A 25,802-nucleotide genomic window follows, 5' to 3' on the forward strand; every position below is an offset into this window, starting at 1 on the left:
TCTCTGTATAGATTGATATGGCTTAATGGAGACTACACGCAAAGTTAAGGAAACCCACAATGGTAATCAAACCCTTCTTTCGGTATTCAAAAACCAAGGTAATACTGGCGTCTATCGTATTATTCGGCACTACGATTGGCGTATCCGCAGACGCGCTTGAAGATAGGGACACGCCACAACTTACTACCAGGACATACTCTCAAATCTCGCAACGCCAGATTGCTCAAGCTTCAACCGTTATCTACCCAACTTTGCGCAACGGTAGCGTGGGCGAATCTGTCAGTAGACTTCAAGCTACCTTGAAGTTATTAGGATTCTATCAAGGTGAGGTCAACGGAACCTACAACGAGCTAACGCAGCAAGCTGTCGCTTCATTTCAAAGTGCCGTAAACCTCTCCGCTGACGGCATTACTGGGCCAGCTACCTGGCGTAAGCTACTTCCTGCACCAAACGACGTAGCCAGTGATAGCGTAGCTAGCAATACAGACGCTACTAGCACAACTGACAATGCAGACGCGAATAGCAATACAGATGCTACTAGCGAAGAGACACCTGTAGAGTCTACGCCTGAACAAAGTGCCACTGAAGCAGACGAACCTAGTCCGCCAGTTCTTCGTCCTAGTGCTGAAGGTCCTGCTGTATCACAGCTGCAAAGAGAACTCCAGACACTGGGCTACTACGACGGCACTATCGACGGTAAATACGGAGCGCTAACAGAAGCCGCTGTCCGAGCGTTCCAAGCCGACCAACAGCTAATAGTCGATGCCATTGTTGGCCCCTCTACTTGGACAGCACTGACTAGAGAACTACAAAACTAGCTATGCCAAACTGTCTAACTATGTTTAGATCTGACTATGCTCAGGTCTAACTCTATCTAGGCTCTAGTCTAGCCACTGTCCTAGTCTAGCCATAAAGGAAACTCACTACTACCCATCATAGCTGTATCGTAGCCATCAAATGCAGTACTAGTATGAGTAATAAAGGTCATGTAATCGCTCATCAAAAAGTAGATACCGATAATTGCAGCAGCGGAAGAAGCCACCAGAAACCCTGCTAACATCAGCGAAAACTCTTGGTTTTCAACCGCCCTATCCATTAAGCGTAACGCCCAGAAAACTAGGCAGGTAACTATAACAAGAATCAATAAAATCATTGAAGAGGATTGAACCCAAGTTGGACTTTTGCTAAAGAACTGACCTATTCAAGAGCTAGAAGTCCCAAGCATTAGCTTTTTGTACTAGCCCATAGGACTTTCTAGTAAGAGATTTATAGAAACCGTTCTGCAACAGTGGCAAATTCTTTTGTTTTCAGAACCTTCACATAGCTTAACATAGCTACTCATAATTAGCTAAGGACAAATGCATAAAACGTACAATATTTCAGTATCTTGAGAAAAGCCTAGTATATTAGGCTTTCTATAAACAGGCCTGACTTTGCTCAACTAGCTAAGACATGGCTTGAACTGTAGCCCAACAATACGATCTATTTAAGAAAAGTCAGAAATTCATAAGGTTTTGTAAACATTCTAGCGCCGGATGATCAGGCCTTGCTGAACCAAATAGTCCTTAATTTCACTGACGCTTAGTTGACCATAGTGAAGTAGGGAGGCTAGCAGCGCAGCTTCGGCTTTGCCCGTAGTCAGGGCCTGGTAGATATGCTCGCAGGTCCCTGCCCCACCAGAAGCAATTACGGGTACGTTGACTTTGCTTGCGATCGCCTCTGTTAAAGTGAGGTCATACCCAGCTTTTGTTCCATCTGCGTCCATGCTAGTAACTAGCAGCTCTCCCGCGCCTCTATTGACAACATCACAGGCCCATTCCACTGCATCTAGGCCGGTGTTTTCTCTGCCGCCTCGAACGAACACATCCCATCCTAGTTGAGGCGATGGCCCAGGCCGTCGCTTTGCATCTATAGCGACAACGATGCACTGATTGCCAAAGCGATCGCTAGCTCTATTAATCAGATCTGGGTCTCGCACGGCTGCTGAATTGATACTTACCTTGTCAGCTCCGGCTCGAAGTAGCTTTTTGATGGTGTCCAGTGTGCTAATGCCACCGCCTACTGTCAGAGGAATGAACACCTGTTCTGCTGTGCGATATACCACATCGTAGATGACGTCTCTGTCTTCGTGAGTAGCGGTAATATCTAGAAAGACGAGTTCGTCAGCGCCTGCTTCGTTATAAAGTTTGGCTAGTTCGACTGGATCACCTGCATCCTTTAGATCAACAAAGTTAACTCCCTTCACTACGCGGCCTGCTTTGACATCGAGGCAAGGAAGAATTCTTTTGGCGAGCATAGAGCTTTCCTTTAGTACTTTGTGATCAGTCTACGGGACTTCTCGTTAACGAAAACTCTCCAGGTGAGTCCGGGTCGCTGATAGACTGTTTAGTGGCCTCGAGGTAGACACTAGTAAGGATACAGTCTTTCAACATGGATTTAGAAGTAGGACAGCGGGTTCAGGTTCGTCGCATGCGTGATCGCGTCGACAAAAAACTCGCGGCTCGTCTAGGAGAAACTGCTGTTATTCAAGACTTCAAGGTTCTAGACGGTCAAAACATTGGAGCTCTGGTAAGTTTTGAATCTGATGACTTTACTACCTGGTTCTTTGAAGACGAACTACGTCCTGTAGCTGATTAATATGACGCTTATTCTCACATTTCTAGGTAAAGGGGGTACTGGACGCACAACAGTCGCGATCGCTGCTGCCCAAAAATTGACTAATGAAGGCAAACGGGTACTACTGATTTCTCAAGAGGCCGGACCTGCGCTTTCCTTGCTTACTGGCTTTGATATTGGCACCACGCCCATACCCGTGAGCGTAGCTGAAAAATCATTTCAGGCTGTAAGGCTACAAACTACTCAACTCGTCGATGAGAACTGGGAAAAGCTTAAGCAGTTCGAGGCCCAGTATCTAAGAGATCCATTCTTTAAAGCGGTGTTTGGTCAAGAACTCAGCGTAGTTCCTGGTATGGACGACTTTTTAGCGCTTAACGCAATTCGCGAGTATACCGAAAGCAATCAATACGACGTGATTGTGCATGATGGGCCTGGCAACCAGGCTAGCTTAAGAATGTGGGGTGCGATTGGGGGTATCGACTGGTACTACCGTCGGTTTAAGCAAGTCTTTCAAGATTCGCAGTTCTATCGTTCGATTTCGCCATTCATTGGCCCTGTTACAGGCGCAGTGTTTAGCAGTGGTTTGTCTGGAGATCTTTGGAATCGGCCTGAGACGCAGAATGTGGAAGCGATGGTGGCCAAAGGTAAAGCGATGGTCAAAGACCCTATGCAGCTGCGGGGTTATGTAGTGACCACTGAAGATGAGATTGCGATCGCGACTGGCAAATATCTTTGGAGCGCTGCCCAGCAAATTAGCCTTACCGTTGCTGGGGCTATTGTGACTGCGCCCTATGGCAAGCGGGCTGAATCTACAGCCGCAGCCGCAGCCTTCGAGCCGATTCCGGTGAGTACCTTAGATCATAGTCAGTTAGGCAATCGTTTAGATGGTGAACCAGGTGGCTGGCAACCTCTTATTGAGGCTCTACCTGCTCTGGTCGAGCCAGTATCTGTTCCTAGCCCGATGAGCGTAGATATTGCTAACAGTAGCGTCAAACTATTTTTGCCCGGCTTTGATAAGACCCAGGTAAAACTGACACAATATGGACCAGAAGTTACTGTAGAGGCAGGCGATCAGCGCCACAATCTCTCCTTGCCGTCAGCGCTTAAAGGCCGATCCGTTACGGGTGCTAAGTTCCAGTCAGGCTATCTAATCATCACGTTTGGCTAGACTTTTGGTTAGACTACTTTGCTCCAGCGATGGTTTGATTCGGCAATTTAATCTAGAAATTTCAACTGAGAAATTTCAACTTGGCCAACGTTACTTCGCGTGTTGTTTCGCGTGCTACTTCAGAGTGTTGTTTCAGTTCAGTAGGGACAAGAGCCTAAAATGTCAGATAATATGCAATCTTCTACAGCACCGTTACCCGACTCTGCAGGAATGGAAACTGTAGGTGAGCCTCACGATCCTAAAAACAGTAAGGCTCGTCAGCTTCTGGGGATGAAAGGAGCAGAGGCCGGTGAAACTTCGATTTGGAAAATTCGCCTTCAGCTCATGAAAGCGATTACTTGGATCCCATTAATCTGGGGTGTCGTCTGTGGGGCGGCTTCTTCTGGAAAGTTTACCTGGACGGTTGAGAACGTTCTCATTTCAGCGGCCTGCATGCTGATGTCTGGTCCGCTCCTCACAGGCTACACCCAGACAATTAATGACTACTATGATCGTGACCTAGATGCAATTAATGAGCCCAATCGTCCCATCCCATCGGGGGCAATCTCGCTTAAGCAGGTCCAGGTACAAATCTGGGTGCTGCTATTGGCTGGGCTTGCAGTAGCCTACGGCCTAGACATTTGGGCCGGCCACGACTTTCCTACTTTATTCGTACTTGCCCTAGGCGGATCTTTTCTCTCTTATATCTACTCGGCACCACCGTTGAAGCTCAAACAAAATGGCTGGTTAGGCAACTATGCGCTAGGCGCTAGCTACATTGCACTGCCTTGGTGGGCTGGCCATGCTCTGTTTGGTGAACTGAATCCTACGGTGATTGTCCTGACGCTGATCTACAGTATGGCGGGTTTAGGAATTGCAATCGTCAACGATTTCAAAGCGGTAGAAGGCGATCGCGAGCTAGGCCTCAAGTCCTTGCCGGTAATGTTCGGTGTACAAACAGCGGCCTGGATCTGTGTACTGATGATTGATATTTTTCAGGGGGGAATGGCAGCCTACTTGATTGCTATTCACAAGAATCTGTACGCAGTGCTGCTGATTTTGCTAATCATTCCGCAAATTACCTTTCAGGACATGTATTTCCTGCGTGACCCACTAGAAAACGATGTTAAATACCAGGCCAGTGCTCAGCCTTTTTTAGTGTTAGGAATGCTGGTCATGGCGATCGCACTTGGACATAGCGCTCTAGTAAGCTAGGCCCTGGCAAGTTAGCCCTGGTAAGTCAACCCGAACAAGTGAGCTGAGCCATTGGCATAGCCTATGATCCCCTCCTCTAAAACTTGACCTGCAAGATTCGGTTTCAAAAGCAACTTTGTCGCCCGTGGTAGCATTTAATAAATTTTGATAAGCAAATCAGCATCTTGATATTGCGACTCCTTCGCGTTTTGAAACGCGATTAGGAGAAAACGCTTCAATAACACTTCAATTTTGTTATGGCGGTGATACCGTCTGGAGAGTTCGCTAACGTGGCTAACCTTTTCTCACAGATCAAACAATGGTCTACCCGACTCAAAGGGTCAAGCAGTCCACCACGTGGCTCCAGTCGTCTATCCTCTCGGCGTAAAAAACCAGTAGCTTTCGCAAACAGCCACTTAGAACAGACTCAATCATTACCATTACCAAGACTAGCTTACAAGCGAGTGAGGTTTTGGCTAATGCTGCTCATAGCCGCAGGCATTGCTGGTACCAGTGTGCGCCTATATCAAATCTGGCTAGACGTCTACGAAACCGTACCGGACGTCAGCAAGGCGTTGACCTTTGAGCGCACTGGCACCATTACGCTCAAAGCAGGTGACGGACAAATCTTGCAGAAGGTAGGCCCTACCGCCCAAGAGAGCCTAACCTTTGACGAGATTCCTAACGTTGTGGCCCAAGCCTTCATTGCTTCTGAAGACCGTCGGTTCTATGAGCACAATGGCGTAGATTATCGTTCAATTGGGCGAGCTGCCTTTGCAAATCTAAGTAGTGGTAGCGTGGTTGAAGGGGCTAGTACGATTACCCAGCAGCTTGCTCGTATCACATTCTTGAACCTGGATCAGAGCTTTCAGCGTAAGTTCAAAGAAGCTATCTTGGCGCGCCGACTAGAAGAAAAGCTAGGCAAAGACAAGGTACTAGAGCGCTATCTGAATCTGGTGTATTTGGGTGCAGGTGCCTACGGTGTTGCAGATGCCGCCTGGATCTACTTTGGGAAAACTGTCGATGAGCTTAGCGTTGCTGAGGTCGCTTTGATTGCAGGCATGGCTCCAGCGCCTAGCGTCTATTCGCCAGTCGTTAATCCTGCCGCCGCTAGACAACAGCGCAATCAAGTGATTAGACGGATGGAAGATAGCGGTGTGATTACCTCATCACAGGCGCAAACAGCTCGTCAGACTGAAATTGCTATAGAAGTCCAAGAGCCCAAGTACCTATATAGCGAGTTCCCATACTTCACGATCTATATCAAGAAGCAGCTAGCAGAGATTCTGACACCTGCAGAGCTTGAAGCCGGCGGTTTGGTTGTTGAAACTTCTTTGAATACCGAATGGCAGAAAGCCGCTGAGAAGACGGTTGAAGAAGTTATCGAAGAGTATGGTGCGTGGCAAGGATTTGAACAAGCGTCTTTGGTGGCAATCGATCCCAAAACGGGTGAAATCAAAGCCATGGTTGGCGGTACGGACTTTGATGATAGTCAGTTTAATCGGGTCACTCAAGCTCAGCGTCAGCCAGGATCTACTTTCAAGGCTTTTGTCTATGCTGGGGCGATCGCCACTGGCATGTCACCCTATAAAGCTTACGCAGACGCTCGCTATGTGATCGACGGCTACGAACCCAAAAACTACGGGGGTGGTTATAGCGGTAATGTCGATCTACGTCGTGCGCTTACTAGCTCTATTAATATCGTTGCCGTTAAGCTACTAGTTGACGTTGGCTTTGATCCAGTCATCGCGCTTGCTCGTCGCATGGGCATTAAATCAGACCTACTACCAGCTTATTCTTTGGCATTAGGGGCATCAGAAGTAAATTTGCTGGAGCTAACGAGCGCCTATGGCAGCTTTGCAGCAGCAGGCAAACACGTTGAGGCCCACGGGATCACGCGTATCACTAATAGCCAAGGAGACGTGGTCTATGAGTTTAACGAAAAGCCTAGGCAAGCTATAGACGCAGATACCGCAGCGATTATGACCTGGATGCTAGAAGGTGTGGTTAACGGTGGTACAGGTGGCAACGCCGCTATTCCTGGCAGACAGGTCGCTGGAAAAACAGGGACTTCTGAGAAAAATAGAGACCTTTGGTTTATTGGTTACATGCCCCAGCTAGTAACTGGTGTATGGATGGGCAATGACGACAGCAGCCCAACTGGCGGAGCTAGTAGAACGGCGGCGCTGGCTTGGTATAGATTTGTTGATCAGTTTGTAGATGATCTACCCATCGAAGAATTTCCTGAATTGCCGCGTCTAGGTGGCCGTGAAGGCTCTATTCAGGCCAAACCTGTTTCCCCAGGTCGAGTGATTGCCGATAAACCGGGGGCACGTAACTCTAGCGAGAGTGAACAACGCCGCTCTGAACCTAGCACTGCACTCAGCAATACAGACTATAGCGACTCATCAAGCGATTCAGCGGATACTGACTCAGCGCCAGCACCGGTTCCTCGGCCTTCGACTCCGGCGTCAGATCCAGCTCCAACCCCAGCGCCTGCTCCTGTCTTCAGTAGCTCACCGGCCCCGGCGCCAGCGCCAGCACCGGCCCCTGCTCCAACCCCCGTCTTTAGTAGTTCTCCAGCACCTCCACCGACGCCAGCGCCAACGGCCCCTGCCCCCCCAACACCAGCACCGATTCCACTTCCGCCTACAGCTGTTCCGCCACCGCCAGCGCCAGCACCGGCCCCAGCTCCTGAACCCCCTCGACCTAGGGCCTTGGAAAACTAGAACGCTAGACAACTCTAAAGCTCAGAGTCGCTAATTAGTGGCTACTCTATAGAGTAGCTCTAGTTTACAGCCCCAAATATCATGGCTTTTTCTCAGCGCACACAATCTAGCTTTAGCTCGCCTAGCTTCCGTGAAAAGAGAAGCGGACGCACCGTTGGCCGTCAGTACCAATCGATTGTGATCATGCTTTTGCTGAGCCTTTCGATGATAGGTGGTATTGGCAGTCGTCTGGCATACCTTCAAATCGTTCAAGGGGAGCGTAACCGAGAGCTAGCTGAAGACAACCGAGTTCTACTATTACCCAGGCGACCAGCCAGAGGGACTATCTTTGATCGAAATGGTGAAGTATTAGTCGGCTCGCGGCTGTCGCATTCTGTTTCCATTTGGCCAATCTCGCTACCCAAAGAAGAGGCTGCTAAGCAGGCAGTCATCGATCGCCTAGGTCAACTGTTGGACGTGCCAATTGAGGAAATTAGCGATCGCCTGGAGCAGAGTAGTTACAACCTCAATAAGTCTGTTCCCATTGCTCGGGGTTTAAGCTCTGCTCAAACGACTGCGCTCGCAGAATATGCTGCCCAGCTACCTGGCGTCCGTGTAGAGGCAGAAGCTGTCCGCAACTACCCACGTGGCGACCTAGCCGCTCACGTTTTGGGCTACACAGGTGAGCTGGACGATGTTGAACTAGAAGGGCTGAAAGAAGATGGCTATCGGCTGGGGGATGTGATCGGCAAGATGGGGCTAGAAATGGCCCTAGAGTCCCAACTACGTGGAGAATGGGGCGGACAGCAGGTAGAAGTAGATAGTAGCGGCCGGGTGCTGAGTATTATCGGCGAAAAGCCTTCTATATCCGGTCAAGACGTGCAGACCACACTGGACATAGAGCTGCAAAGAGCTGCTGAAGAAGCGCTGGGCGATCATATAGGCGCTATTGTTGCGATTGATCCGCGTGACGGTGGGGTTAGAGCCATGGTCAGCAGACCTACCTTTGATCCGAATATTTTTTCTACTCGGGTTACTCAAGCGCAATGGGAACAGATTACTAAGAACGGCTATCCCCTGGTGAACCGTGCCATGCGAGCTTATGCACCGGCGAGTACTTTCAAAGTGATTACTGCAACAGCAGGAATGGAGTCAGGTAAGTTTTCTCCTGATGTCGTGCTACCAACCTATCCGTTTTTGACGATTGGTGGCATCCAGTTTTGGGATTGGAATAATGCGGGCTTTGGACCTTTAGGATTTAGAGGGGCAATGGCGATGAGTAGTGACACCTTCTTCTATCAAATTGGTAGAGGGGTGGGGGAGAAGAGCTTACAAAAGTGGATGCGCCAGTATGGACTTGGAGAGCGAACTGGGATTGAACTAGGTGTAGAGGAAGATAAAGGCCTAGTGCCTGACGAGGCATGGAAGCGCGAGATGTTGGATGAGCCCTGGTATCTAGGCGATACGATTAACTCTTCAATTGGTCAGGGAAACGTACTGGCAACGCCTTTGCAAATAGCTGTGATGTTTGCAGCTGTCGCTAATGGGGGCGATCGCGTAACCCCGCATTTTGTACTGGACGAGCGAACCCCTCAAGAATGGCGAACGTCTGTAGGGATGAAGCCTAGTACGATTAAAGTCTTGAAAGAGAGCCTACGCCAGGTAGTCACTGCTGGAACGGGCACTGTGATGAACGACCCAGCACTTCCTCCTGTGGCGGGGAAGAGCGGAACAGCCGAGGCCCCCCCGGGAGAAAACCACACTTGGTTTGGAGCTTATGCACCGTACGACAATCCTGAAATTGTTGTTGTCGCTTTTGGAGAGCACTCTGGGGGCGGTGGTAGCTCCTTCGCTGCACCGATGGTGAAAAAGGTATTGGAGCAGTATTTCGGTGTGAACCAAAAAGAATCCTCTAAAACGGCCCCCTGACTATATCTCTATCGTTCTCCTTACCCCCTACCCAAAGGTAGTCCCGTTCCAACCCCACATTGCCCCCTGAGAATCAGCGAAGTCGATATACGTACGATTAGGGGGAACGCCAAGGGCAGCTTGAACTTTAGCGCAAAAATCCTGACTCATCGTCTGGGTCTTGCTACTACCCATAGTGCCCACGCTCTTTATTTGGATGTAGCAAGTAGGATCGCTTGTGCCACCGAAGGTCATTGCTGTATTTGGTTCAAACGCTGTCATTACATAAGACTCGGGCTTGTTTAAATGCTTTGCCAAGCTAGCTGATAGCTGTTTGAGTAGCGCTTCAACCGTGGTTTTAGCAGGTGCTTCTACTGAAGTTTGAACTTTGATTAAAGGCATAGGACGGCACGTTTTGTGGGGGACATAGCCACTGGACAAAGGCCTGCTCAAAGAAGTCATGCCTACGGGTAAATAGCTAACCAGTTGGCTTAACCCCTTTCGCTGAGCAGAACCACTGATGAGGCAGACTTTTGAGACAGGTAGAGGCAAGCGACCAAAGCTATAGAATACTTCTATCATCTCAAACTGTACTTAGATCGACAGAGCGACCGCCTATCGAATCACCTTTAGCTAACTTGACTAGGCGATCGCTCATGGTTGAGTTAAAACTAGCCAGCTAATCAGCCAATAGAGAGACTTTCCAAAACAAACCGGAGAAGCCAGCTATTATAGAGAGAGTTTACACTTCTTCACATGACGGCGTCTTCGACCACCCACCTTTCAGTAGGCCAAAAAATTAAAGGCTTCATTGAAAAGCGAATCTTGTTAGGTCAACCCCTGACGTTAGAGCTAAGCGCAATTCTAATTGTGTACTTTGTGCAGGGGATTTTGGGGCTCGCTCGTCTAGCAGTGAGTTTCTTTTTAAAAGACGATATTGCTTTATCACCAGCAGAGGTATCAGCACTGATGGGAATCGCGGCGTTGCCGTGGACTATCAAGCCTGTGTTTGGCTTCATGTCGGATGGATTCCCACTATTTCGGTATCGGCGTCGGCCTTATTTGATCTTAGCTGGGATATTAGGGGCGATCACGTGGCTGTCTCTAGCGACCGTCGTTCATACTGGTCTAGCTGCTACGGTCGCTATTCTCTTGACCTCGCTCTCAGTGGCTATCTCAGATGTCATTGTTGATTCGCTGGTGGTAGAACGCGCCAGAGAAGAAGGGCAAGGGGGCATAGGTACACTACAATCTCTAGCCTGGGGAGCGTCAGCAGTCGGTGGACTGATCACCGCTTACCTTGGCGGGCTTTTGCTAGAGCGCACTAGCAATCAAGTCATTTTTGGTATCACCGCTACCTTTCCACTGGTTGTTTGTGGCGTTGCCTGGCTGATTACGGAAGATCCGGTTACGGAGAAATCAAATTTCAAGGTTGTCATCAATCAAGTCAAGCTGCTAAAGCAAGCTGTCTCTAAAAAGGTCATTTGGATGCCAGCTTTGTTCTTATTTTTGTGGCAAGCAACGCCTACCGCCGATTCAGCCTTTTTCTTTTTCTCGACGAATGAACTAGGTTTCGCACCCGAATTTCTCGGTCGAGTTAGACTCGTCACTAGCCTCGCATCACTCATTGGTATCTGGGTTTTTCAAAGGTTTCTTAAAGAAGTCTCCTTTCGTAAGATCTTTGGCTGGTCGACGGTGATATCAGCAGCACTCGGAATGACGACCCTTTTACTTGTTACCCACGTAAACCGCAGCCTAGGAATAGACGATCAATGGTTTAGCTTAGGCGATAGTTTGGTGCTGACCGTAGCTGGGCAAATTGCCTTCATGCCGGTGCTCGTACTCTCTGCTAGGCTGTGTCCTCCTGGCGTAGAAGCGACGTTGTTTGCACTGCTGATGTCTGTTGTCAATTTGGCCGGATTGCTCTCTCACGAACTTGGCGCACTGCTCACTCACCAGTTAGGAATCACTGAGACCAATTTTCAAAGCTTATGGCAGTTAGTCTTAATCACTAATTTGACAACGCTGTTACCGCTACCGCTATTAGGTTTGCTACCGTCAGCTTCTGCGACGGGAGATAGAACGCTCAGCAATGATAAAGCAAGTAGCGACACAGCCACAGGCGCCGAATCGGTGCTAATTCTTGCTACTCCAGAAGTCACGGATGATGCGAATGTTCGCCTGGACATTTCGCTCTAGCTAGCTTGCCTTAGGAAGCTGCATTTAGAACATTTCACCCTGATTTTCTGCTGATAGAGATTAATTCTCGTTCAAACTTATATCCACCTACTTCTCACCTTTTCAGCCCATGCAAACGCTCGAAGCTCCTAACCAACCGCTTTCATACACTCGCGAAGATTGGACTAGTGGCTACCGCTCTCAGCCAGAAGAATTCGCCTATTGGATTGATGACGTAGAAGGAGAAATTCCTGCAGATCTAGAAGGCACGGTGTTTCGCAACGGTCCGGGCCTCACAGATATCAATGGCTATCGGCTAAAGCACCCTTTTGATGGTGACGGCATGATCAATTCGATTGCCTTCAAAGGTGGCAAAGCATTCTATCGAAACAAGTTCGTGAAAACTGAAGCGTTTATCGCCGAACAAAAGAGTGGTAAGCCGGAATATAGAGGCGTATTTGGGACACAAAAGCCAGGCGGTTGGCTAGCGAATGCTTTTGATCTAAGACTAAAGAACATTGCAAATACGCATGTTGTGTATTGGGGCGGGAAGCTCTTGGCTTTGTGGGAAGCCGCAGAACCGCATAGATTAGATCCGCGGACCCTAAAGACTATAGGAATAGACTCTCTAGATGGTTTGCTAAAAAAGGGGGATGCCTTTGCTGCACATCCGAAGTTTGATCCTGACTGTGAGGGGACACAGCGGATGGTTAACTTTGGAGTCAAAACCGGCCTCTCTAGCACCATTAGTCTGTATGAATTCACTCCAGACGGAAGGCTGGCTCATCAGCATAGGCATAGCGTTCCGGGCTTTGCCTTTCTACATGACTTCGCCATTACGCCAAACTATTGCCTCTTTGTGCAAAACCCAGTGGGCTTTAATCCTTTGCCGTTTGTGTTCGGCTTCAAGGGCGCAGCAGAATGCATCCAATTCAATCCTAAGCAGCCTACGAAGATTGTTCTAATTCCTCGAGATGGAAAGGGTGAAGTTCGTTTCTTCGACACTGATTCCTGCTTTGTTTTTCATCACGCGAACGCATTTGAGCACGGAAACCAGCTAATTCTTGATTCAGTTTGTTATGACAGTTTCCCAACTATAGACGATGCCGAAGACTACAGCACTGTAGATTTTGATCATGTCCCTGCTAGTCAGCTCTGGCGATTTTCAATTGATTTGAACACAGAGAACGTTGCTGTGGAAAAGATAATCGAGCGACCCTGTGAGTTCCCAGCACTCAACCCAAAGCAAGTGGGTAGAAATTACCGATATCTATTTATGGGAGCGACAGATGGCGCAATTAAAAATGCGCCACTTCAGGCCTTGATTAAAAGAGATATGCAGACTGGAGAAGAGCAGCTGTGGAGCGCCGCTCCTCGAGGATTTGGCGGAGAACCATTATTTGTGGCCCGACCCGGGAGTAAGGCAGAAGATGATGGTTGGGTACTGCTGTGGATCTTTAACGCAGCAGGTGATCGCACTGAACTGACTATCTTTAATGCGCAAGATATTACCCCTGGTCCGATCGCGACGCTAAAGTTAAGACATCATATTCCTTATGGCTTGCACGGGAGCTTTGTATCGGAGTACTTTGGCCCAGAAACAAATCTAAGCTAAGACAGCGCGAAAGCCCTACTCTACTTCTACTGAAGCAGTTAGAGCATCTGTTGCCATTGGCCTATCCAATGACTGAGCTTTCGTTGTCAGCAGAGATTCCAGATAAGACCGCAACCTTTCACCTTGTGCAAAATCAGCGATATAGATTTGACCGCTTTGTTTTCTAAACAACGGAAATTCAGCCAGTAGCCGATAGTTATCCACATCTGAGGTTTGAACGCTGATTAGAGGGCGATCGCCTTCAGTAGGAACCAGCCCTGGTGGCAAATGTCCCTCAATTAATGCTAGTAGATGCGCCTGAGAGATCTGAATGTCCACTCCCCGTTCAGATAGCAGGTGCATAATGCCGCCAGCAGGTAAAGGCTGCTCTGGCAGAGTACGTAATAGCTCTAATAACAAGAAATAGTCACTGTAGCGATGGCGAGCAGTGTCTAGAACAGTAGGATAGTGGCATAGATTTGCTAGGCCATAGGCAATACGGCTACAGCTATTGGGATACTCGCCGCTGTAGGTGTCTTGAATGATGGTAGCGTTGGGAAACTGCTGTCTAAGCCAATCGGAGACGATAGCTAATGAGGCCATTCCTCCCGTGCAAACGACCTGTTTAATCGACTCAGGCAATAAGGCTTTCTGATTAAGTAGGGTGCTAGTCAGCCGGTTGATGCGCTGGACATAGGGGAAAAAGACCTTGGTTTCTAAGTCTCTACGAGTGATAACCCAATCACGATTGCCTAGCTGCACAGTTACCTCATCATTTTCTTGAAGCATCATCTTTAGATCCCGAGCAGTTGCTAGGGCTTGCTGACCTAACGATGAATCATTCAATCGCTGAGCTAGGCGATGACGAGCGATCCGATTTGCCTCACCAGGGCGAGGAAGCTGAAGCTGATCGAGCTTTAAACTTTCCCAGTCGTCAGCTGACGGCTGGCCAGACTGTTGAGTGTTGGTACTTGTTTCATTTTGAAGAGGCAGATGGAGAAGTTGACAGATAATATCTTGATCTACACTATCGCCTGCATAGGTATAGCTACGTGAAGCGAAATCAGAATAGCTGAGTTGCGTGAGGTCTGTGGGCAAATTGGCGATCGCAACTTCAGTTAGTGTCGCTCCTGCACTCAATACAACGCTACCTCCGCTCCAATTACAGTTGTACAGCCCCAGTTGCTGATTGTTGTTAGGCTCATCTATAGTCGATAGTGGCAAAGCAGATAACAAAGCGGCAATTGCATCTTCTACAAAAAAGACCTGATCGGGTGTCGCTACTAATCCAGATGATAGTGCTGCCTCTCGAATGTTGAAACTGTAGGTATCTGGCCAGTTAGTTGGATAGCCGATGATCACACCCTCTAAACTCGTCAACGCTCGGCGCAGAGTATCATCTTCTATTCCTACGGCATGACAGCTCATATGATCAGCACTCAGCGTTCGGAATAGATCGCAAACGGCTCTTTGCAATGATAGTAGAGGGAGCGACATTCGCTCAGACCACTGTATCTGGGGTTCTCCTGAAACATCATCAGGAATGCCTGTTTTGAGCATTGTCTTAAGCGATCGCAGCAAAGGAGTATTCTCTTGCAATGCTGCTGGACCTACCACCCCGATTCCTAGCTGCCCAGATACCTTTGAATCAACAGAAGCTACCGCTGGCAGACGAAACCGTTTAGCCTCACTATCACCTGAAACGCTCCAGTACAGCTCATACATACGATGGGTGTATCGCTCCATCAAGACTACTGATAAACCCGTTGTCCCCAGATCAATGCCTAGAAACCAAGCAGACTTATCATCATCCTCAGGGGCAAAGCCTTCATTATCCGATAGTTGAAGGGCGCTCTCTTTTTTCTTCGAATGAGTCGGTTTAGATCGTCTAGTTTCAGTTGAATGATCTAGAGTAGACCGCACTGAGTTAGATTGCGCTAAACCAGATTGCTCAGCTAAAAGCTGTTGCGAATCGCCAGATTGCTGAGCACGCTCTGACTGGTTAGAAGAATCGATTGATTCAGTCGCTTCAAAGAAGTTTGACTCGATATCCCCGTTTGACATTAGGCCATCTGTATCGGGCCGATCGGTTCTGACAAGTCTATCGCTCGACTCTATGTTGCCTGAATCAGCATCAATCAAATTGTCTTTGTTAACAGTTTCGGTTGGTTCGTCTGGGATCACCTTAGAGTCACTATTGACTGAGACATTAGGTGAGCTGGCGCGTGAGATCGAGGCATCCTCGGACCGCTCAGAAACAATTGGATCTTCCTCTACTATTGGCACTTCGAGCGCACTAATAATCGATGCCTGATTGTTCTCTTTCAGCTCACCTTGTAGCTCTTTTGAAAGTGCCGAGTCGTTTCCTTCTGCTAAAGAAAACGTATCTGACATCTCTTTAGTATCGATTCCATCTGATTTTGGCGAAGACTCTATAACCCCGTTAGCGTTGTTTGATTCAACAGAGCTATCTCTGCGATCTCTTCCACCAGGCTCGATCATATCGGCCAGATTGTTACGCTTGCCATCAGAATTGCTCTGATCAATTCCGTTCACCTGAGCGAGTTCATCCACAGGTGCTTCAATTGAAGAGTCGATCATCATATGCTTAGCGTCGGTCAAATCAGAAATAGTCAGGTTGGCCAAAAAGACGGCATCTGCTGTAGGGGTTACTTTGGATTCAACATCGAGATCTTCCGCTTCCGCTTCGGCCACCTGTGTCTTTGCGATCACAGCATCCACCACACTGTCACTAGACTCTGCCTCAGCACGCTTGCTACTTTGATCAACATCCTGACTAGGTAAATCAACAGTGGTGGTGCTGTCTTCACCGATGAAAGTCGCCGATTCAGCTTCACCAACCTCGGATTCTAACCCGTCACCTTGGATTTCACGCGGCAGAATCTCATCGAGAGAAGCTACTGTATCTAGCTCATTTAGCTCTGCGTCACTTTCGACAATCGGTAGCACCGAAACATCGCCATGTGATGAAGCAGAATCAGAGACACTTGTTTGATCAAGCGTTTGTTCAAGTTGTGCAGTCAAATGATCAATCAGCGATCGCATGCTTTTCTTGCCCTGACGACCTAGACTATGAATACTTTCAATCCCTTCGTTGATAGAGGCTTGATATTTACTGATGTTGCTTTGGAGCGTTTCAAACGTCTGCTGCAAAGTCGAGTCGATATCGATCAGTAGCTGTTCAGATTTAGACTGAAGCTGCTGTATCTTTTCTAGCTGCTCGTGACTAGGTTGTAAATTTGATTGACCTGACTCTGTAGCTGCTGACGGCGCTGAGGCTACAGCCGTATGGTCCAAGTTAGTTTGAGTTAGCTGCTGCTTCACCAGCACAGACAAATTCTCTTGAAAACGTTCCGTCAGCACAACTAAAAACTGATTGAGCTGCGCTTCGTCTATCTGCGAGTGACTATCTTTGCTATGAGGATCATCAGCCTGCTCAGCCATACTTTGAGTAATATGCGATCGTTGTCTTTCTAATGCTTCCACTTCGTGACGTAAAGCCTCTTTAGCCGACTGCAAATTATCTATCTCTAGGCGCAGTGGTCGCAGTGCATTCGACTTCAAAAAAGTCATTTCGGTCCGTAGCGTCCGTAGTAAATCTTCAGTAGATTCGCCTGATTCTTGCCCTTCTGATGCTTCAAACAACTGGTCTAGTGACTTTAAATAGGTTTGTGCTTGCACTAAAACCTGTCGCTGTGACTCGACTTCACTAGCTTTTATCCATAGAGTTTTTGGCTTTTTCACCGCTAAAGCCTGCTCTATATCAGCAATCAGTGATTGAATTTGTTCCTTCTGAGAAGTCACCATGAATGCCTTGAATGTAGTCAAATAATTATGTGCTCGAAAGCTGCTAGCGTTAAGCAACAGCAAAAGCCTAGTATTAGGCTATGTATGGCTGCTATGTACGGCTATAGAGGGAACGGATTTAGTGAGCTTACAGAGCACCGTCATAAGATCATCAGAATTTTACCGCCTAAAGCCGGAATGTAAGTGCATAGGATGCAAACCCAAAACATAAGCGCTTAGGCCTAAGCGAGCTTCGTCCCCCAAAAATAGCTTTCTATAGAAATAGCTCTAGGCCAGCTCTGCCACATAGATTCTATATTTCTATATATAGAGATTGAGTCAACGAGTAGCCTTGATAGCAGCTCTAGAAACGCAAGCGAATGTCTCGAAAAATATACTATCTCTGTCGTTTTTGCAATGACCCCAAACAATAGAAGAGGATGCTATAAGTTATAAACCTTCCGTTAGGCCCTCGTGCTATTTAGGACTGTTCCGATACCAGGATCGATAGCTCTTTTGGACAGAACCCGTTCCTCTATCTCGTTCCTCTATGTAGACAGCACCGATGTAAGCCTTTAAAACTTTGCCTTTTTATTTTGATCGACTCTTATCGACTCTTAATTCTTGACTCTTAAATATATGCCATCTAGCAGCTGATTATGGACGGACACTCTCGCAATACCCGTGACCTTATCCGCATGACTCCTTTTTTTTGTGAGCTCGATCCAGTTTTAGCCGCAGAAGCTGCTGCTCAAGTAGTCACTCACCATCATCCTGCTAACCATGCGATTCTGCTAGAAGACGACTGGGGTAGTTCTGTCTACTTTGTTCTAGAAGGCTGGGCGAAGATACGGACTTATAATATAGATGGCAAAGAAGTCACGCTTAACATGTTAGGAAAGGGCGAAATGTTCGGCGAGATGGCTCCTTTAGAGGAAACCCCACGTTCTACTGACGTTATTTCTTTGACACCAACTGTCATCGGCAGTATGCCTGCGCCGCATTTCGTTAAACTAATCCGTACAGAGCCTATGGCTGGTCTGTATATAGCAAAGCTGATCGCTAAACGTCTAAGACAAGTCAATCGCCGTCTGCGCCTGCGCGAATCAGACAGTCAGTCTCGAGTTGCCGATGTCCTACTGTTCTTAGCCGAAGGTCAGGGGAAGGTCGCTGGTGAAGGGATGGTAATCCCTAAATTACCTCACAAAGAACTTGGTGGACTTAGCGGACTTGCCAGAGAAACGGTTACTAGAGCGCTGAGTAAGTTAGAGAAAAGAGGCATCATTCAGCGCGATCATAATATTCTTAAAATTACTGATATTGAAGCTCTTGAACAACTTCTGGTATAGCAATTCTCGCCTATGACCGAGCCCAACCACGACCCGATACCAGAGCAACTAAACGACGAGCCTTGGATATCCGATTCTTCATTACCTACCGCTCACGCTGCTGATCGCTACTCTGTTCAGTCCATCGATGCTGAGCGGAAAGTCGATACTGAAGGCACAGTCGATTCCTATAACTCTCCTCTGCTATCGACTATGCCTGCTCGTTCCTTACCGCCTTCACCTTTGCCTCTAGTCGAAACCGCCTTTCTAGCTAGCGCTGCTAGTCTTATGTGGCTAGTCAACGTATACTTTCCGCCCGGTCCACTACTACGAATACTCTTCCCGTTACCTATTACGCTGGTTTACTTGCGGTGGAATGCTCGTGCAGCTTGGATGGGAGCGACGGTATCAGGGTTGCTGCTTACCATCCTGTTAGGCCCTACTCGTAGTGTTTTGTTTGTGATGCCCTATGGCATCTTGGGTGTGCAGCTGGGGTATCTATGGCGTAGAAAAGCCGGATGGGGTATTTCTATTTTGACGGGAGGATTGCTAGTTACGTTTGGAACGTTTTTCCGAATTTGGCTGCTTTCTATCTTAGCGGGTGAAGATCTGTGGGGCTATCTAATTGCGCAGATCACTCAGTTTATAGATTGGAGCGTAAGATTGCTGACAAACTGGGGCTTGATCGGACTAGGAAGATTTGGACAGCCAGATATGGAAATCATCGCGATCGCCGCTGTCTCTATGACCGTTTTTGCTAGCGTTGTCTACCTATTTACCGTACATCTTGCTGCGTGGCTCATTCTAGAGCGTCTTGGTATTGTCATGTCAGAACCTCCAAACTGGGTACAGGTGCTCATAGACGAATAGGATGATCAGACTTTGTGCTGAGACCAGTCCAGGAGCGAGTTACCGATGGCTCAACCACTACCGAGGTAAAAAGCCCCTATTCGTTTGCGTTCTTAGCTTTACAGAAACTGCGCTTATTCCTGGCATTTCAGCTGCTGGGGACAGCCAACAAGATCGACTGGGCGTCGCCGCCGCCGACGCTAACTACTTGCTCGCAGGAACCTCTCTCGTTCCTTTATCGGCTGGAATTTCTCCTGCTGTGATTACCAGGTCTATCTTGTGTGGACAGACTATTGACTGTCAGCTAATTAGCACTGGGCTGCCAAAAGCGCTTAGCGTTCCTCATCTATCGCTACCTCAAACCATTGCCAAACCTATTCAAACAGGGCAGGCGATGACGATTGCCGAAGCGAATATGCTTTTTCGCCTAGGTCGAGATCTAGGCTGCCAGCTAGCTGATCAGCTAGCTAAGCAATGTCAAGCTAGCTACTTGGTTATTGGAGAATGTGTGGTCGGTGGCACGACGACTGCACAGGCCATCCTCACTGGCCTAGGCTATACCGTAATTAACCAGATGAGTAGCAGTTTGCGACTAGGCAATCACTTGAAAAAGCAAACCTTAGTCAAACAGGGACTAGCTAATTGGAAAACCCGTTGGAACCAGCCACAGGAGGCGTCAGCGATAGGGTTAGTCGCAGCTGTAGGCGATCCGATGCAGATTGTGGCAACAGGAATAGCACTATCGGCCAGTCAATCGTGCGGAGTACTTTTGGCAGGTGGCTCACAGATGCTAGCGGTCTATAGTCTGTGTAAGGCACTAGCGCAAGAGAAAAGAATTGTCTGGCAGCCTGAGCAAGTAGTCGTAGGCACGACCCGCTGGGTAATAGAAGATAATAGTGCAGATACAGTGGCGATCGCGCACCAAGTAGGCGCTACCTATCTAGCCAGTGAAATCACCTTTAGTCAATCGCCCTATATGCAGTTGCGAGCTTATGAGCAAGGATTTGTAAAAGAGGGAGTGGGAGCTGGAGGATGCGTGATCGCCGCACACCTTTATGGTCAATGGACGCGATCACAGATTCGTCATGCCGTTGAAGCTCAGCTCCGGCTATCTATCTGAGGGTATCTTGAGGCCTTCAAAGCTAATTAAACGTAGGTAGCCCATTTTGGACTTGGCACTATCTTCTAAGCAGCGCTTATAGAGAGAAGCTTTCAAAAGCGAAGCCTTCTAATAAGAGCGGTAAGCCATAATCTGCTCCTCCAAAGCCGCTATACGGTTGTATGCAGCGGTCAGCTGAGCTGTCAACCGCTGAATTTGGATCTCTGGCGATAGCGTTCTTGTGGTACTTGACGACTCTCCTTCTAAATAAGGATCATCGCTCAATACATCTTTATGCATCATTGCTGGGTTAGGAGAGCGACGCATAGCCGTTGGTGATAGATTAACCGCGTTAGCATCTGACAAAATCTCTCTAGTCGTCGAACGACCGTACCCATTGGTGATGCTAGCATCTACCTTCTCAGTCAACTGCGCTATCAAGCCATGGAGCGAGTCAACTTTGTCACTCAGCTCAATTACCTGCTTTTCTAAAACATCCATAGCCATAAAGACAGTTGTGTTATTGAATTTTTCAATCCTATTAATAAGTGCAGTAACCGGCCCCCGAAATCACTAGATGATTTAACCTTTGCTATAAAAAATTTACAAATCCTCAGAATTCGAAAATTAAATTTCAATCTTTATCCGATGCGAACTGTTAAGTAGTTGTTCCTCAGGACTGTCTTTAACTCAAGTCATAGGGACTTTGGTAGAAGTATGATAGCTCTAGTAGTTGTGAGTACCTGGCATCTATGTACTTTACAGAACTGTTATATAACGTAGGTGTTCAAATCCGAACCTCTACAAAGCGTCAAAATGCCCACTAGGCGATCTATAATTCTCAGCAAGTGTAAAGAAAGTACACGCACGTTTTAGTCCTAGAGGTCCTATGAAATTTTTAGCAAAAGCATTCCGCAGCTTAGGTACTACCCTAATGATGGCTGCTCTGATTATTAGCAGTTGCGCGGTGCTTGCGACGCCAGCTCTTGCCGCTGACCAAACCGTCAAAATGGGTTCAGACGGTGGGTTACTTGTTTTTGAACCAGCAACTGTCACCGTTTCCAAAGGAGATACCGTCACTTGGGAAAATAACAAGATGGCACCCCACAACGTTATCTTTGATCCAAACAACATTCCTGGTGGTAAGGAAGTAGCTGATAAACTGACTAATAAACAGCTGACTTTTGCACCTGGCGAGTCTTACTCTAGTACTTTTGATGTGGAGCCTGGCGAGTACACTTACTACTGTGCGCCTCACCGGGGTGCTGGTATGGTTGGCAAGGTAATTGTTAAATAATCTTTGATCGGCTAACTTTTGAGAACAATTTATTACTAAGAGCTCTGTTAGAGATATCTAATGGAGCTCCTTTGTTTAAGACTCAATGACTTTTCGCCATTGAGTCTTTCGATTATTGAAAGACGTCTATGCTCACTGCTTAGTCAGCAGTTGATACTTACTTTTGATGTTTAGTTCATAAGGTAAGCTTTTGGCTAACTGAGCTTTTGATAAAGCTAGTATCAGGTAGCAACTTTGCTAAAGCGTTCGTTTGTTATGTCCATAGCTGTTGGATGATAGATGTATACTTAGCAAGCTGTGCTACTAGCTATGCATAAGTTTCGTTCGTCCCAACTTTTATTCCAACTAACACGTAGATGTATCTATATAGACACAGTACATAAAACTGGATATGAAACTGGTTATTGGAAATAAGAATTACTCTTCTTGGTCTTTACGGGCGTGGATGCTACTGGCCAAATTTGATCTTCAGTTCGAAGAGATTCAAGAATCTCTCGAACGTGAAAACTCACACGGAACCCTCACAGAACGACTAAAGCAGTACTCGCCTACTGGTCGTGTGCCTGTTTTGATCGACCAGAAAACAACAGTATGGGACTCGCTGGCGATCTGTGAGTATATTTCTGAAAAGTATCTCTCAGGCGAAGGTTGGCCAGCTGATGAATCTCTAAGAGCTGAAGCGAGAGCTGTCTGCGCTGAAATGCATTCTGGGTTTATGGGTCTGCGTAGCGAGCTACCGATGAACTGTAGAGCGAGCCGACGGATTAATCCTTCAGCTACAGCTTATCAAGACATCGCTAGAATCGATGCTATTTGGTCAGGCTGTATGGCTCGAAATCCTGACACTTGGCTATTTGAAAGATTCTCTATAGCCGATTGCTTTTATGCGCCCGTAGTCATGCGCTTCAAGACCTACAGCATTGTTCTATCAGAATTAGCCACACGATATCAGAACTTCTTTTTGGAAGATTTCACGCTAAAGAAGTGGGTTGATGCAGGTAAAGTGGAAACTGAAGTACTTCTAGAAGAGGAAGTTGGAGAGCCTTGCTGATACACAAATAAGTACGCAAGAGTGCCATCGCCTCTAGACCATTTCAGATTGCTTAGCTGCAGGTTGAGGCTGGGGTTGGAATTGGAAGAGTGTATACACAACGTTGCGGCGGATACCTGTCATCATTTCTAAGAAAACTTCGTAGCCTTCGCTCTTGTATTCAATCAAGGGATCTTTTTGACCATAACCACGCAGGCCAACGGTCTCCCGTAGGGCGTCCATCTGCTGCAAATGCTCACGCCAGAGTGTATCGATCTGCTGAAGAATAAAGAATCGCTCGGCTTCCCTCATCAGACCAGGCTTGATCATATCAACCTGAGCTTCTTTGAGGTCATAGGCGATGCGAACCTGCTCCGCTAAGAAAGTTTTCATCTCGCCCATGGATAGATTCTCTAGCTGGTCTGGGGTCAAATCAGAGAGCAGGTAGACAAACTCTTGTACTTTGCTAACAACGCTAGCTAAATCCCATTCTTCTGAAGGAAGTTCTGGATTAACGTAGGCTTCGACGATGTCGTCCATGGTCTGCACGGCATAGCCTAAGACAAGTTCTTTAAGCGCTTGACCCTCCAATACGCGATGGCGCTCAGCGTAGATAGCACGGCGCTGATTGTTCATCACCTCATCGTATTCGAAGACCTGCTTACGGATGTCATAGTAGTAGGTTTCAACTTTCTTCTGGGCGCCTTCTAGTGAACGAGTAAGCATCCCGGATTCAATTGGCATGTCTTCTTCTACGCGGAAAGCATTCATTAGGCCTGCAACGCGATCGCCTCCAAAAATCCGCAGTAAATTATCTTCTAGACTCAAGAAGAACTTAGTCGAACCAGGATCGCCTTGACGACCTGCGCGGCCTCTAAGCTGGTTATCCACCCGCCTAGATTCATGGCGCTCCGTGCCAATCACATGTAGACCACCTAACTGAATTACCTCGTCATGCGCAGCTGAGGTGATTGCTTCGTAAGCTTCTAGAACCTGGTTATGAACATCGCGTAGCTTCTGGATCACGGGTTCGTCAGAAGGTGCTTTCTCTGCGGCTACCGCGATCTTATCTTCTGCGGCTAGTTCCGATAGGCTTTGCGCCCCGTATGTCTTGACTGCAAAATCGACGGCTTCTTTTAGGTTGTTCTTGATCTCAGGTGAGAGATCGGTTGGAAAGATCTGCGGAGCAACTTTCCAGGTTTTGACCTTCTTCTTATCGGCAAATCCAGCTTTCTGACGACTGTTCTTAGCCGCAGATACCTGCGCCACACCAAACTTATCGTCGTCTTCATGCTTAACTAGCCTTGGCATAAAGTACTCGCGTACTTTTAGCCGCGCCATATAGTCGGCGTTACCTCCTAGGATAATATCCGTACCGCGCCCTGCCATGTTGGTTGCGATCGTGACTGAGCCACTGCGACCTGCTTGGGCCACAATCTCTGACTCGCGTTCTACATTTTCTGGCTTGGCATTGAGGAGGTTATGAGGAACTTTGAGATCACTGAGTAGTGCAGAGAGGACCTCGGATTTTTCGACGCTAGTCGTACCCACAAGGACAGGCCGACCCGTTTCATGCATCTCAGCGCATTCTTGGGCGATCGCATTCCACTTCGCATTTTCAGTCTTATAAACCACATCGGGCAGATCACGGCGTTGGGAAGGGCGATTCGTAGGAATGATCGTAACTTCTAGCTTATAGATCTTTTCAAACTCAGCTTCCTCTGTCTTTGCAGTTCCAGTCATTCCAGAAAGCTTTGGGTACAGCAAAAAGAAATTCTGATAGGTGATAGACGCAAGTGTCTGAGTCTCAGGCTGGATCTCGACGTGTTCTTTGGCCTCAATTGCCTGATGCAAGCCGTCACTCCAGCGACGACCAGCCATCACACGGCCAGTAAATTCGTCGACAATCACAATTTCGCCGTTGCGCACGATGTAATTGACATCCTTGGTAAATAGCTCTTTCGCCTTAATTGCGTTGAAGATATAGTGCGCCCAAGGGTCCTTAGGATCGAACAAATCAGTTACATTGAGCAGACTCTCTGCTTTTTCAAAGCCTTCGTCCGTTAGCAGCACATTACGAGCTTTCTCGTCGACTTCGTAATCAACCTCATCTCCTTCTAGCTGAGCAGCAACTTCAGCCGCCTTCGTGTACTTTTCACCCGGACGTTCTACCTGCCCCGAGATAATCAACGGCGTCCTGGCCTCATCAATTAAGATAGAGTCAACTTCATCAATCACGCAAAAGTTGAAAGGACGCTGAACGACGTCTGTCATTTGCGTTGCCATATTATCGCGCAGATAGTCGAAGCCAAACTCGCTGTTAGTGCCGTAGGTGATATCGCAAGCGTAGTTCTTTTTGCGCTCTTTTGGACTCATGCCCTGCTGGATCAAACCCACACTTAGCCCTAGAAATCGGTGAACTTGGCCCATCCATTCCGCATCGCGGCGCGCTAAGTAGTCATTGACCGTTACGATGTGAACGCCTTTTCCTGAAATTGCGTTTAGATAGGCTGGTAAGGTCGAAACAAGCGTCTTGCCTTCACCTGTTTTCATCTCAGCAATTTGACCATCGTGTAGCACCATGCCACCCAATAGCTGTACGTCGTAATGACGCATACCTAAAACTCGTTTTGCGGCTTCTCTAACAACAGCAAAAGCCTCTGTTAGAATGTCGTCTATCTCTTCGCCGTTCTCTAAACGCTGCCTAAACTCAGCTGTTTTACCAGCTAGCTCATTGTCAGAAAGTGCCTGCACTTCCTCCTCAAGCAGGTTCACCTCTTTAATATCGGGCTGATATCTTTTGAGCTTACGAGTATTCGGATCGCCTAGAAGTCTTTTTAGCATGTCGGGCTGGAGAAACGACGAGCGAGGCAAGTATAGGTCAGCCCCGGAATATTAATTCTACCTAATCTTATGGGGATAGCTGACCTGTAGGGAAGGGCCGAGCAGGTCGGGTTTCCCTACAGAGAAGTCTCATGTTCAGAGATGTTACCGCTTTAAAGATGTCACTGCAGATTGAACAATACGTGTCGAGATCTCGATTCCAT

At 47.7% G+C, this 25,802-nt stretch carries 19 protein-coding genes; 13 read left to right on the forward strand and 6 right to left on the reverse strand.

Annotated features, from left to right (window positions below):
- Positions 1-59 precede the first annotated feature (59 nt).
- Positions 60-818: a peptidoglycan-binding protein gene (locus S7335_RS16945; protein ID WP_006457160.1), complete on the forward strand. Its 759-nt coding sequence runs from the start codon at positions 60-62 to the stop codon at positions 816-818.
- Positions 819-898: 80 nt separating this feature from the next.
- Here S7335_RS16945 and S7335_RS16950 read toward each other — a convergent pair whose 3' ends face one another.
- On the reverse strand, positions 899-1,153 hold the full coding sequence (locus S7335_RS16950; RefSeq protein WP_038016452.1) for a hypothetical protein: 255 nt from the start codon (positions 1,151-1,153) through the stop codon (positions 899-901).
- Positions 1,154-1,525: 372 nt separating this feature from the next.
- Positions 1,526-2,296, reverse strand: a complete 771-nt coding sequence (gene hisF, locus S7335_RS16955; protein ID WP_006455395.1) for an imidazole glycerol phosphate synthase subunit HisF — start codon at positions 2,294-2,296, stop codon at positions 1,526-1,528.
- A 134-nt stretch (positions 2,297-2,430) separates the two neighbouring features.
- Between hisF and S7335_RS16960 the strand changes: the two genes are divergently transcribed.
- From S7335_RS16960 to mrdA, 5 genes are all read left to right on the forward strand, one after another.
- Positions 2,431-2,637, forward strand: coding sequence for a DUF2862 domain-containing protein (locus S7335_RS16960; protein WP_006455779.1), 207 nt, complete (start codon positions 2,431-2,433; stop codon positions 2,635-2,637).
- A 1-nt stretch (position 2,638) separates the two neighbouring features.
- On the forward strand, positions 2,639-3,784 hold the full coding sequence (locus S7335_RS16965) for an ArsA family ATPase (RefSeq protein ID WP_006455669.1): 1,146 nt from the start codon (positions 2,639-2,641) through the stop codon (positions 3,782-3,784).
- Between the two features lie 210 nt (positions 3,785-3,994).
- Positions 3,995-4,978 carry a chlorophyll synthase ChlG gene (chlG, locus tag S7335_RS16970; protein WP_198011451.1) on the forward strand — a complete coding sequence of 328 codons (984 nt, stop codon included), beginning with the start codon at positions 3,995-3,997 and terminating at the stop codon, positions 4,976-4,978.
- 458 nt (positions 4,979-5,436) lie between these two features.
- The gene (locus S7335_RS16975; protein WP_227500018.1) at positions 5,437-7,686 is read left to right on the forward strand and encodes a transglycosylase domain-containing protein; all 2,250 of its coding nucleotides are present in this window, start codon (positions 5,437-5,439) and stop codon (positions 7,684-7,686) included.
- Between the two features lie 81 nt (positions 7,687-7,767).
- A complete protein-coding gene (gene mrdA, locus S7335_RS16980) occupies positions 7,768-9,594 on the forward strand; it encodes a penicillin-binding protein 2 (RefSeq protein ID WP_006453578.1) in 1,827 nt (608 codons plus the stop codon).
- Between the two features lie 27 nt (positions 9,595-9,621).
- On the opposite strand, the gene S7335_RS16985 is transcribed toward mrdA, so the two are convergent.
- Entirely contained in the window at positions 9,622-9,975 is a 354-nt protein-coding gene (locus tag S7335_RS16985) for a phenylpyruvate tautomerase MIF-related protein (RefSeq protein ID WP_038018843.1), read from the reverse strand.
- A 354-nt stretch (positions 9,976-10,329) separates the two neighbouring features.
- On the opposite strand from S7335_RS16985, the gene S7335_RS16990 reads away from it, so the two are divergent.
- Together S7335_RS16990 and S7335_RS16995 are read left to right on the forward strand one after the other, a co-directional pair.
- A complete protein-coding gene (locus S7335_RS16990) occupies positions 10,330-11,772 on the forward strand; it encodes a folate/biopterin family MFS transporter (protein WP_006455241.1) in 1,443 nt (480 codons plus the stop codon).
- Positions 11,773-11,881: 109 nt separating this feature from the next.
- Positions 11,882-13,366 carry a carotenoid oxygenase family protein gene (locus S7335_RS16995; protein WP_006455720.1) on the forward strand — a complete coding sequence of 495 codons (1,485 nt, stop codon included), beginning with the start codon at positions 11,882-11,884 and terminating at the stop codon, positions 13,364-13,366.
- A gap of 15 nt (positions 13,367-13,381) precedes the next feature.
- Here S7335_RS16995 and S7335_RS17000 read toward each other — a convergent pair whose 3' ends face one another.
- Positions 13,382-17,173, reverse strand: a complete 3,792-nt coding sequence (locus S7335_RS17000; RefSeq protein WP_006454743.1) for a hypothetical protein — start codon at positions 17,171-17,173, stop codon at positions 13,382-13,384.
- 638 nt (positions 17,174-17,811) lie between these two features.
- Here S7335_RS17000 and S7335_RS17005 point away from each other — a divergent pair.
- From S7335_RS17005 to cobT, 3 genes are read left to right on the forward strand one after another with little or no spacing between them, the layout of a single operon-like run.
- On the forward strand, positions 17,812-18,501 hold the full coding sequence (locus S7335_RS17005) for a Crp/Fnr family transcriptional regulator (protein ID WP_006456010.1): 690 nt from the start codon (positions 17,812-17,814) through the stop codon (positions 18,499-18,501).
- A 12-nt stretch (positions 18,502-18,513) separates the two neighbouring features.
- A complete protein-coding gene (locus S7335_RS17010; protein ID WP_006455346.1) occupies positions 18,514-19,350 on the forward strand; it encodes a DUF2232 domain-containing protein in 837 nt (278 codons plus the stop codon).
- Between the two features lies 1 nt (position 19,351).
- Positions 19,352-20,449: a nicotinate mononucleotide-dependent phosphoribosyltransferase CobT gene (gene cobT / locus S7335_RS17015; protein ID WP_006453984.1), complete on the forward strand. Its 1,098-nt coding sequence runs from the start codon at positions 19,352-19,354 to the stop codon at positions 20,447-20,449.
- Between the two features lie 108 nt (positions 20,450-20,557).
- Here cobT and S7335_RS17020 read toward each other — a convergent pair whose 3' ends face one another.
- Positions 20,558-20,935: a hypothetical protein gene (locus tag S7335_RS17020; protein WP_006456303.1), complete on the reverse strand. Its 378-nt coding sequence runs from the start codon at positions 20,933-20,935 to the stop codon at positions 20,558-20,560.
- Positions 20,936-21,317: 382 nt separating this feature from the next.
- On the opposite strand from S7335_RS17020, the gene petE reads away from it, so the two are divergent.
- Positions 21,318-21,725: a plastocyanin gene (gene petE / locus S7335_RS17025; RefSeq protein ID WP_006456973.1), complete on the forward strand. Its 408-nt coding sequence runs from the start codon at positions 21,318-21,320 to the stop codon at positions 21,723-21,725.
- 391 nt (positions 21,726-22,116) lie between these two features.
- Positions 22,117-22,776 (forward strand): glutathione S-transferase family protein, encoded by a 660-nt coding sequence (locus S7335_RS17030; RefSeq protein WP_038016454.1) that lies wholly within the window; start codon positions 22,117-22,119, stop codon positions 22,774-22,776.
- 33 nt (positions 22,777-22,809) lie between these two features.
- Here the strand turns inward: S7335_RS17030 and secA are convergent, their stop codons facing one another.
- On the reverse strand, positions 22,810-25,599 hold the full coding sequence (gene secA / locus S7335_RS17035; RefSeq protein ID WP_006454888.1) for a preprotein translocase subunit SecA: 2,790 nt from the start codon (positions 25,597-25,599) through the stop codon (positions 22,810-22,812).
- Positions 25,600-25,802 lie beyond the last annotated feature (203 nt).

Origin of the sequence: Synechococcus sp. PCC 7335, from assembly GCF_000155595.1 — a bacterium.
Lineage (GTDB): Bacteria > Cyanobacteriota > Cyanobacteriia > Phormidesmidales > Phormidesmidaceae > Phormidesmis.

Coding starts and splice junctions, on each gene's coding strand:
- mrdA (WP_006453578.1), top strand. CDS start 7,768: ATGGCTTTTTCTCAGCGCACACAATCTAGCTTTAGCTCGCCTAGCTTC.
- S7335_RS16945 (WP_006457160.1), top strand. CDS start 60: ATGGTAATCAAACCCTTCTTTCGGTATTCAAAAACCAAGGTAATACTG.
- cobT (WP_006453984.1), top strand. CDS start 19,352: ATGATCAGACTTTGTGCTGAGACCAGTCCAGGAGCGAGTTACCGATGG.
- S7335_RS16990 (WP_006455241.1), top strand. CDS start 10,330: ATGACGGCGTCTTCGACCACCCACCTTTCAGTAGGCCAAAAAATTAAA.
- secA (WP_006454888.1), bottom strand. CDS start 25,599: ATGCTAAAAAGACTTCTAGGCGATCCGAATACTCGTAAGCTCAAAAGA.
- S7335_RS17005 (WP_006456010.1), top strand. CDS start 17,812: ATGGACGGACACTCTCGCAATACCCGTGACCTTATCCGCATGACTCCT.
- S7335_RS16985 (WP_038018843.1), bottom strand. CDS start 9,975: ATGCCTTTAATCAAAGTTCAAACTTCAGTAGAAGCACCTGCTAAAACC.
- S7335_RS16995 (WP_006455720.1), top strand. CDS start 11,882: ATGCAAACGCTCGAAGCTCCTAACCAACCGCTTTCATACACTCGCGAA.
- S7335_RS17030 (WP_038016454.1), top strand. CDS start 22,117: ATGAAACTGGTTATTGGAAATAAGAATTACTCTTCTTGGTCTTTACGG.
- S7335_RS17020 (WP_006456303.1), bottom strand. CDS start 20,935: ATGGCTATGGATGTTTTAGAAAAGCAGGTAATTGAGCTGAGTGACAAA.
- S7335_RS16960 (WP_006455779.1), top strand. CDS start 2,431: ATGGATTTAGAAGTAGGACAGCGGGTTCAGGTTCGTCGCATGCGTGAT.
- S7335_RS16950 (WP_038016452.1), bottom strand. CDS start 1,153: ATGATTTTATTGATTCTTGTTATAGTTACCTGCCTAGTTTTCTGGGCG.
- petE (WP_006456973.1), top strand. CDS start 21,318: ATGAAATTTTTAGCAAAAGCATTCCGCAGCTTAGGTACTACCCTAATG.
- S7335_RS16965 (WP_006455669.1), top strand. CDS start 2,639: ATGACGCTTATTCTCACATTTCTAGGTAAAGGGGGTACTGGACGCACA.
- S7335_RS17010 (WP_006455346.1), top strand. CDS start 18,514: ATGACCGAGCCCAACCACGACCCGATACCAGAGCAACTAAACGACGAG.
- S7335_RS16975 (WP_227500018.1), top strand. CDS start 5,437: ATGCTGCTCATAGCCGCAGGCATTGCTGGTACCAGTGTGCGCCTATAT.
- S7335_RS17000 (WP_006454743.1), bottom strand. CDS start 17,173: ATGGTGACTTCTCAGAAGGAACAAATTCAATCACTGATTGCTGATATA.
- chlG (WP_198011451.1), top strand. CDS start 3,995: ATGGAAACTGTAGGTGAGCCTCACGATCCTAAAAACAGTAAGGCTCGT.
- hisF (WP_006455395.1), bottom strand. CDS start 2,296: ATGCTCGCCAAAAGAATTCTTCCTTGCCTCGATGTCAAAGCAGGCCGC.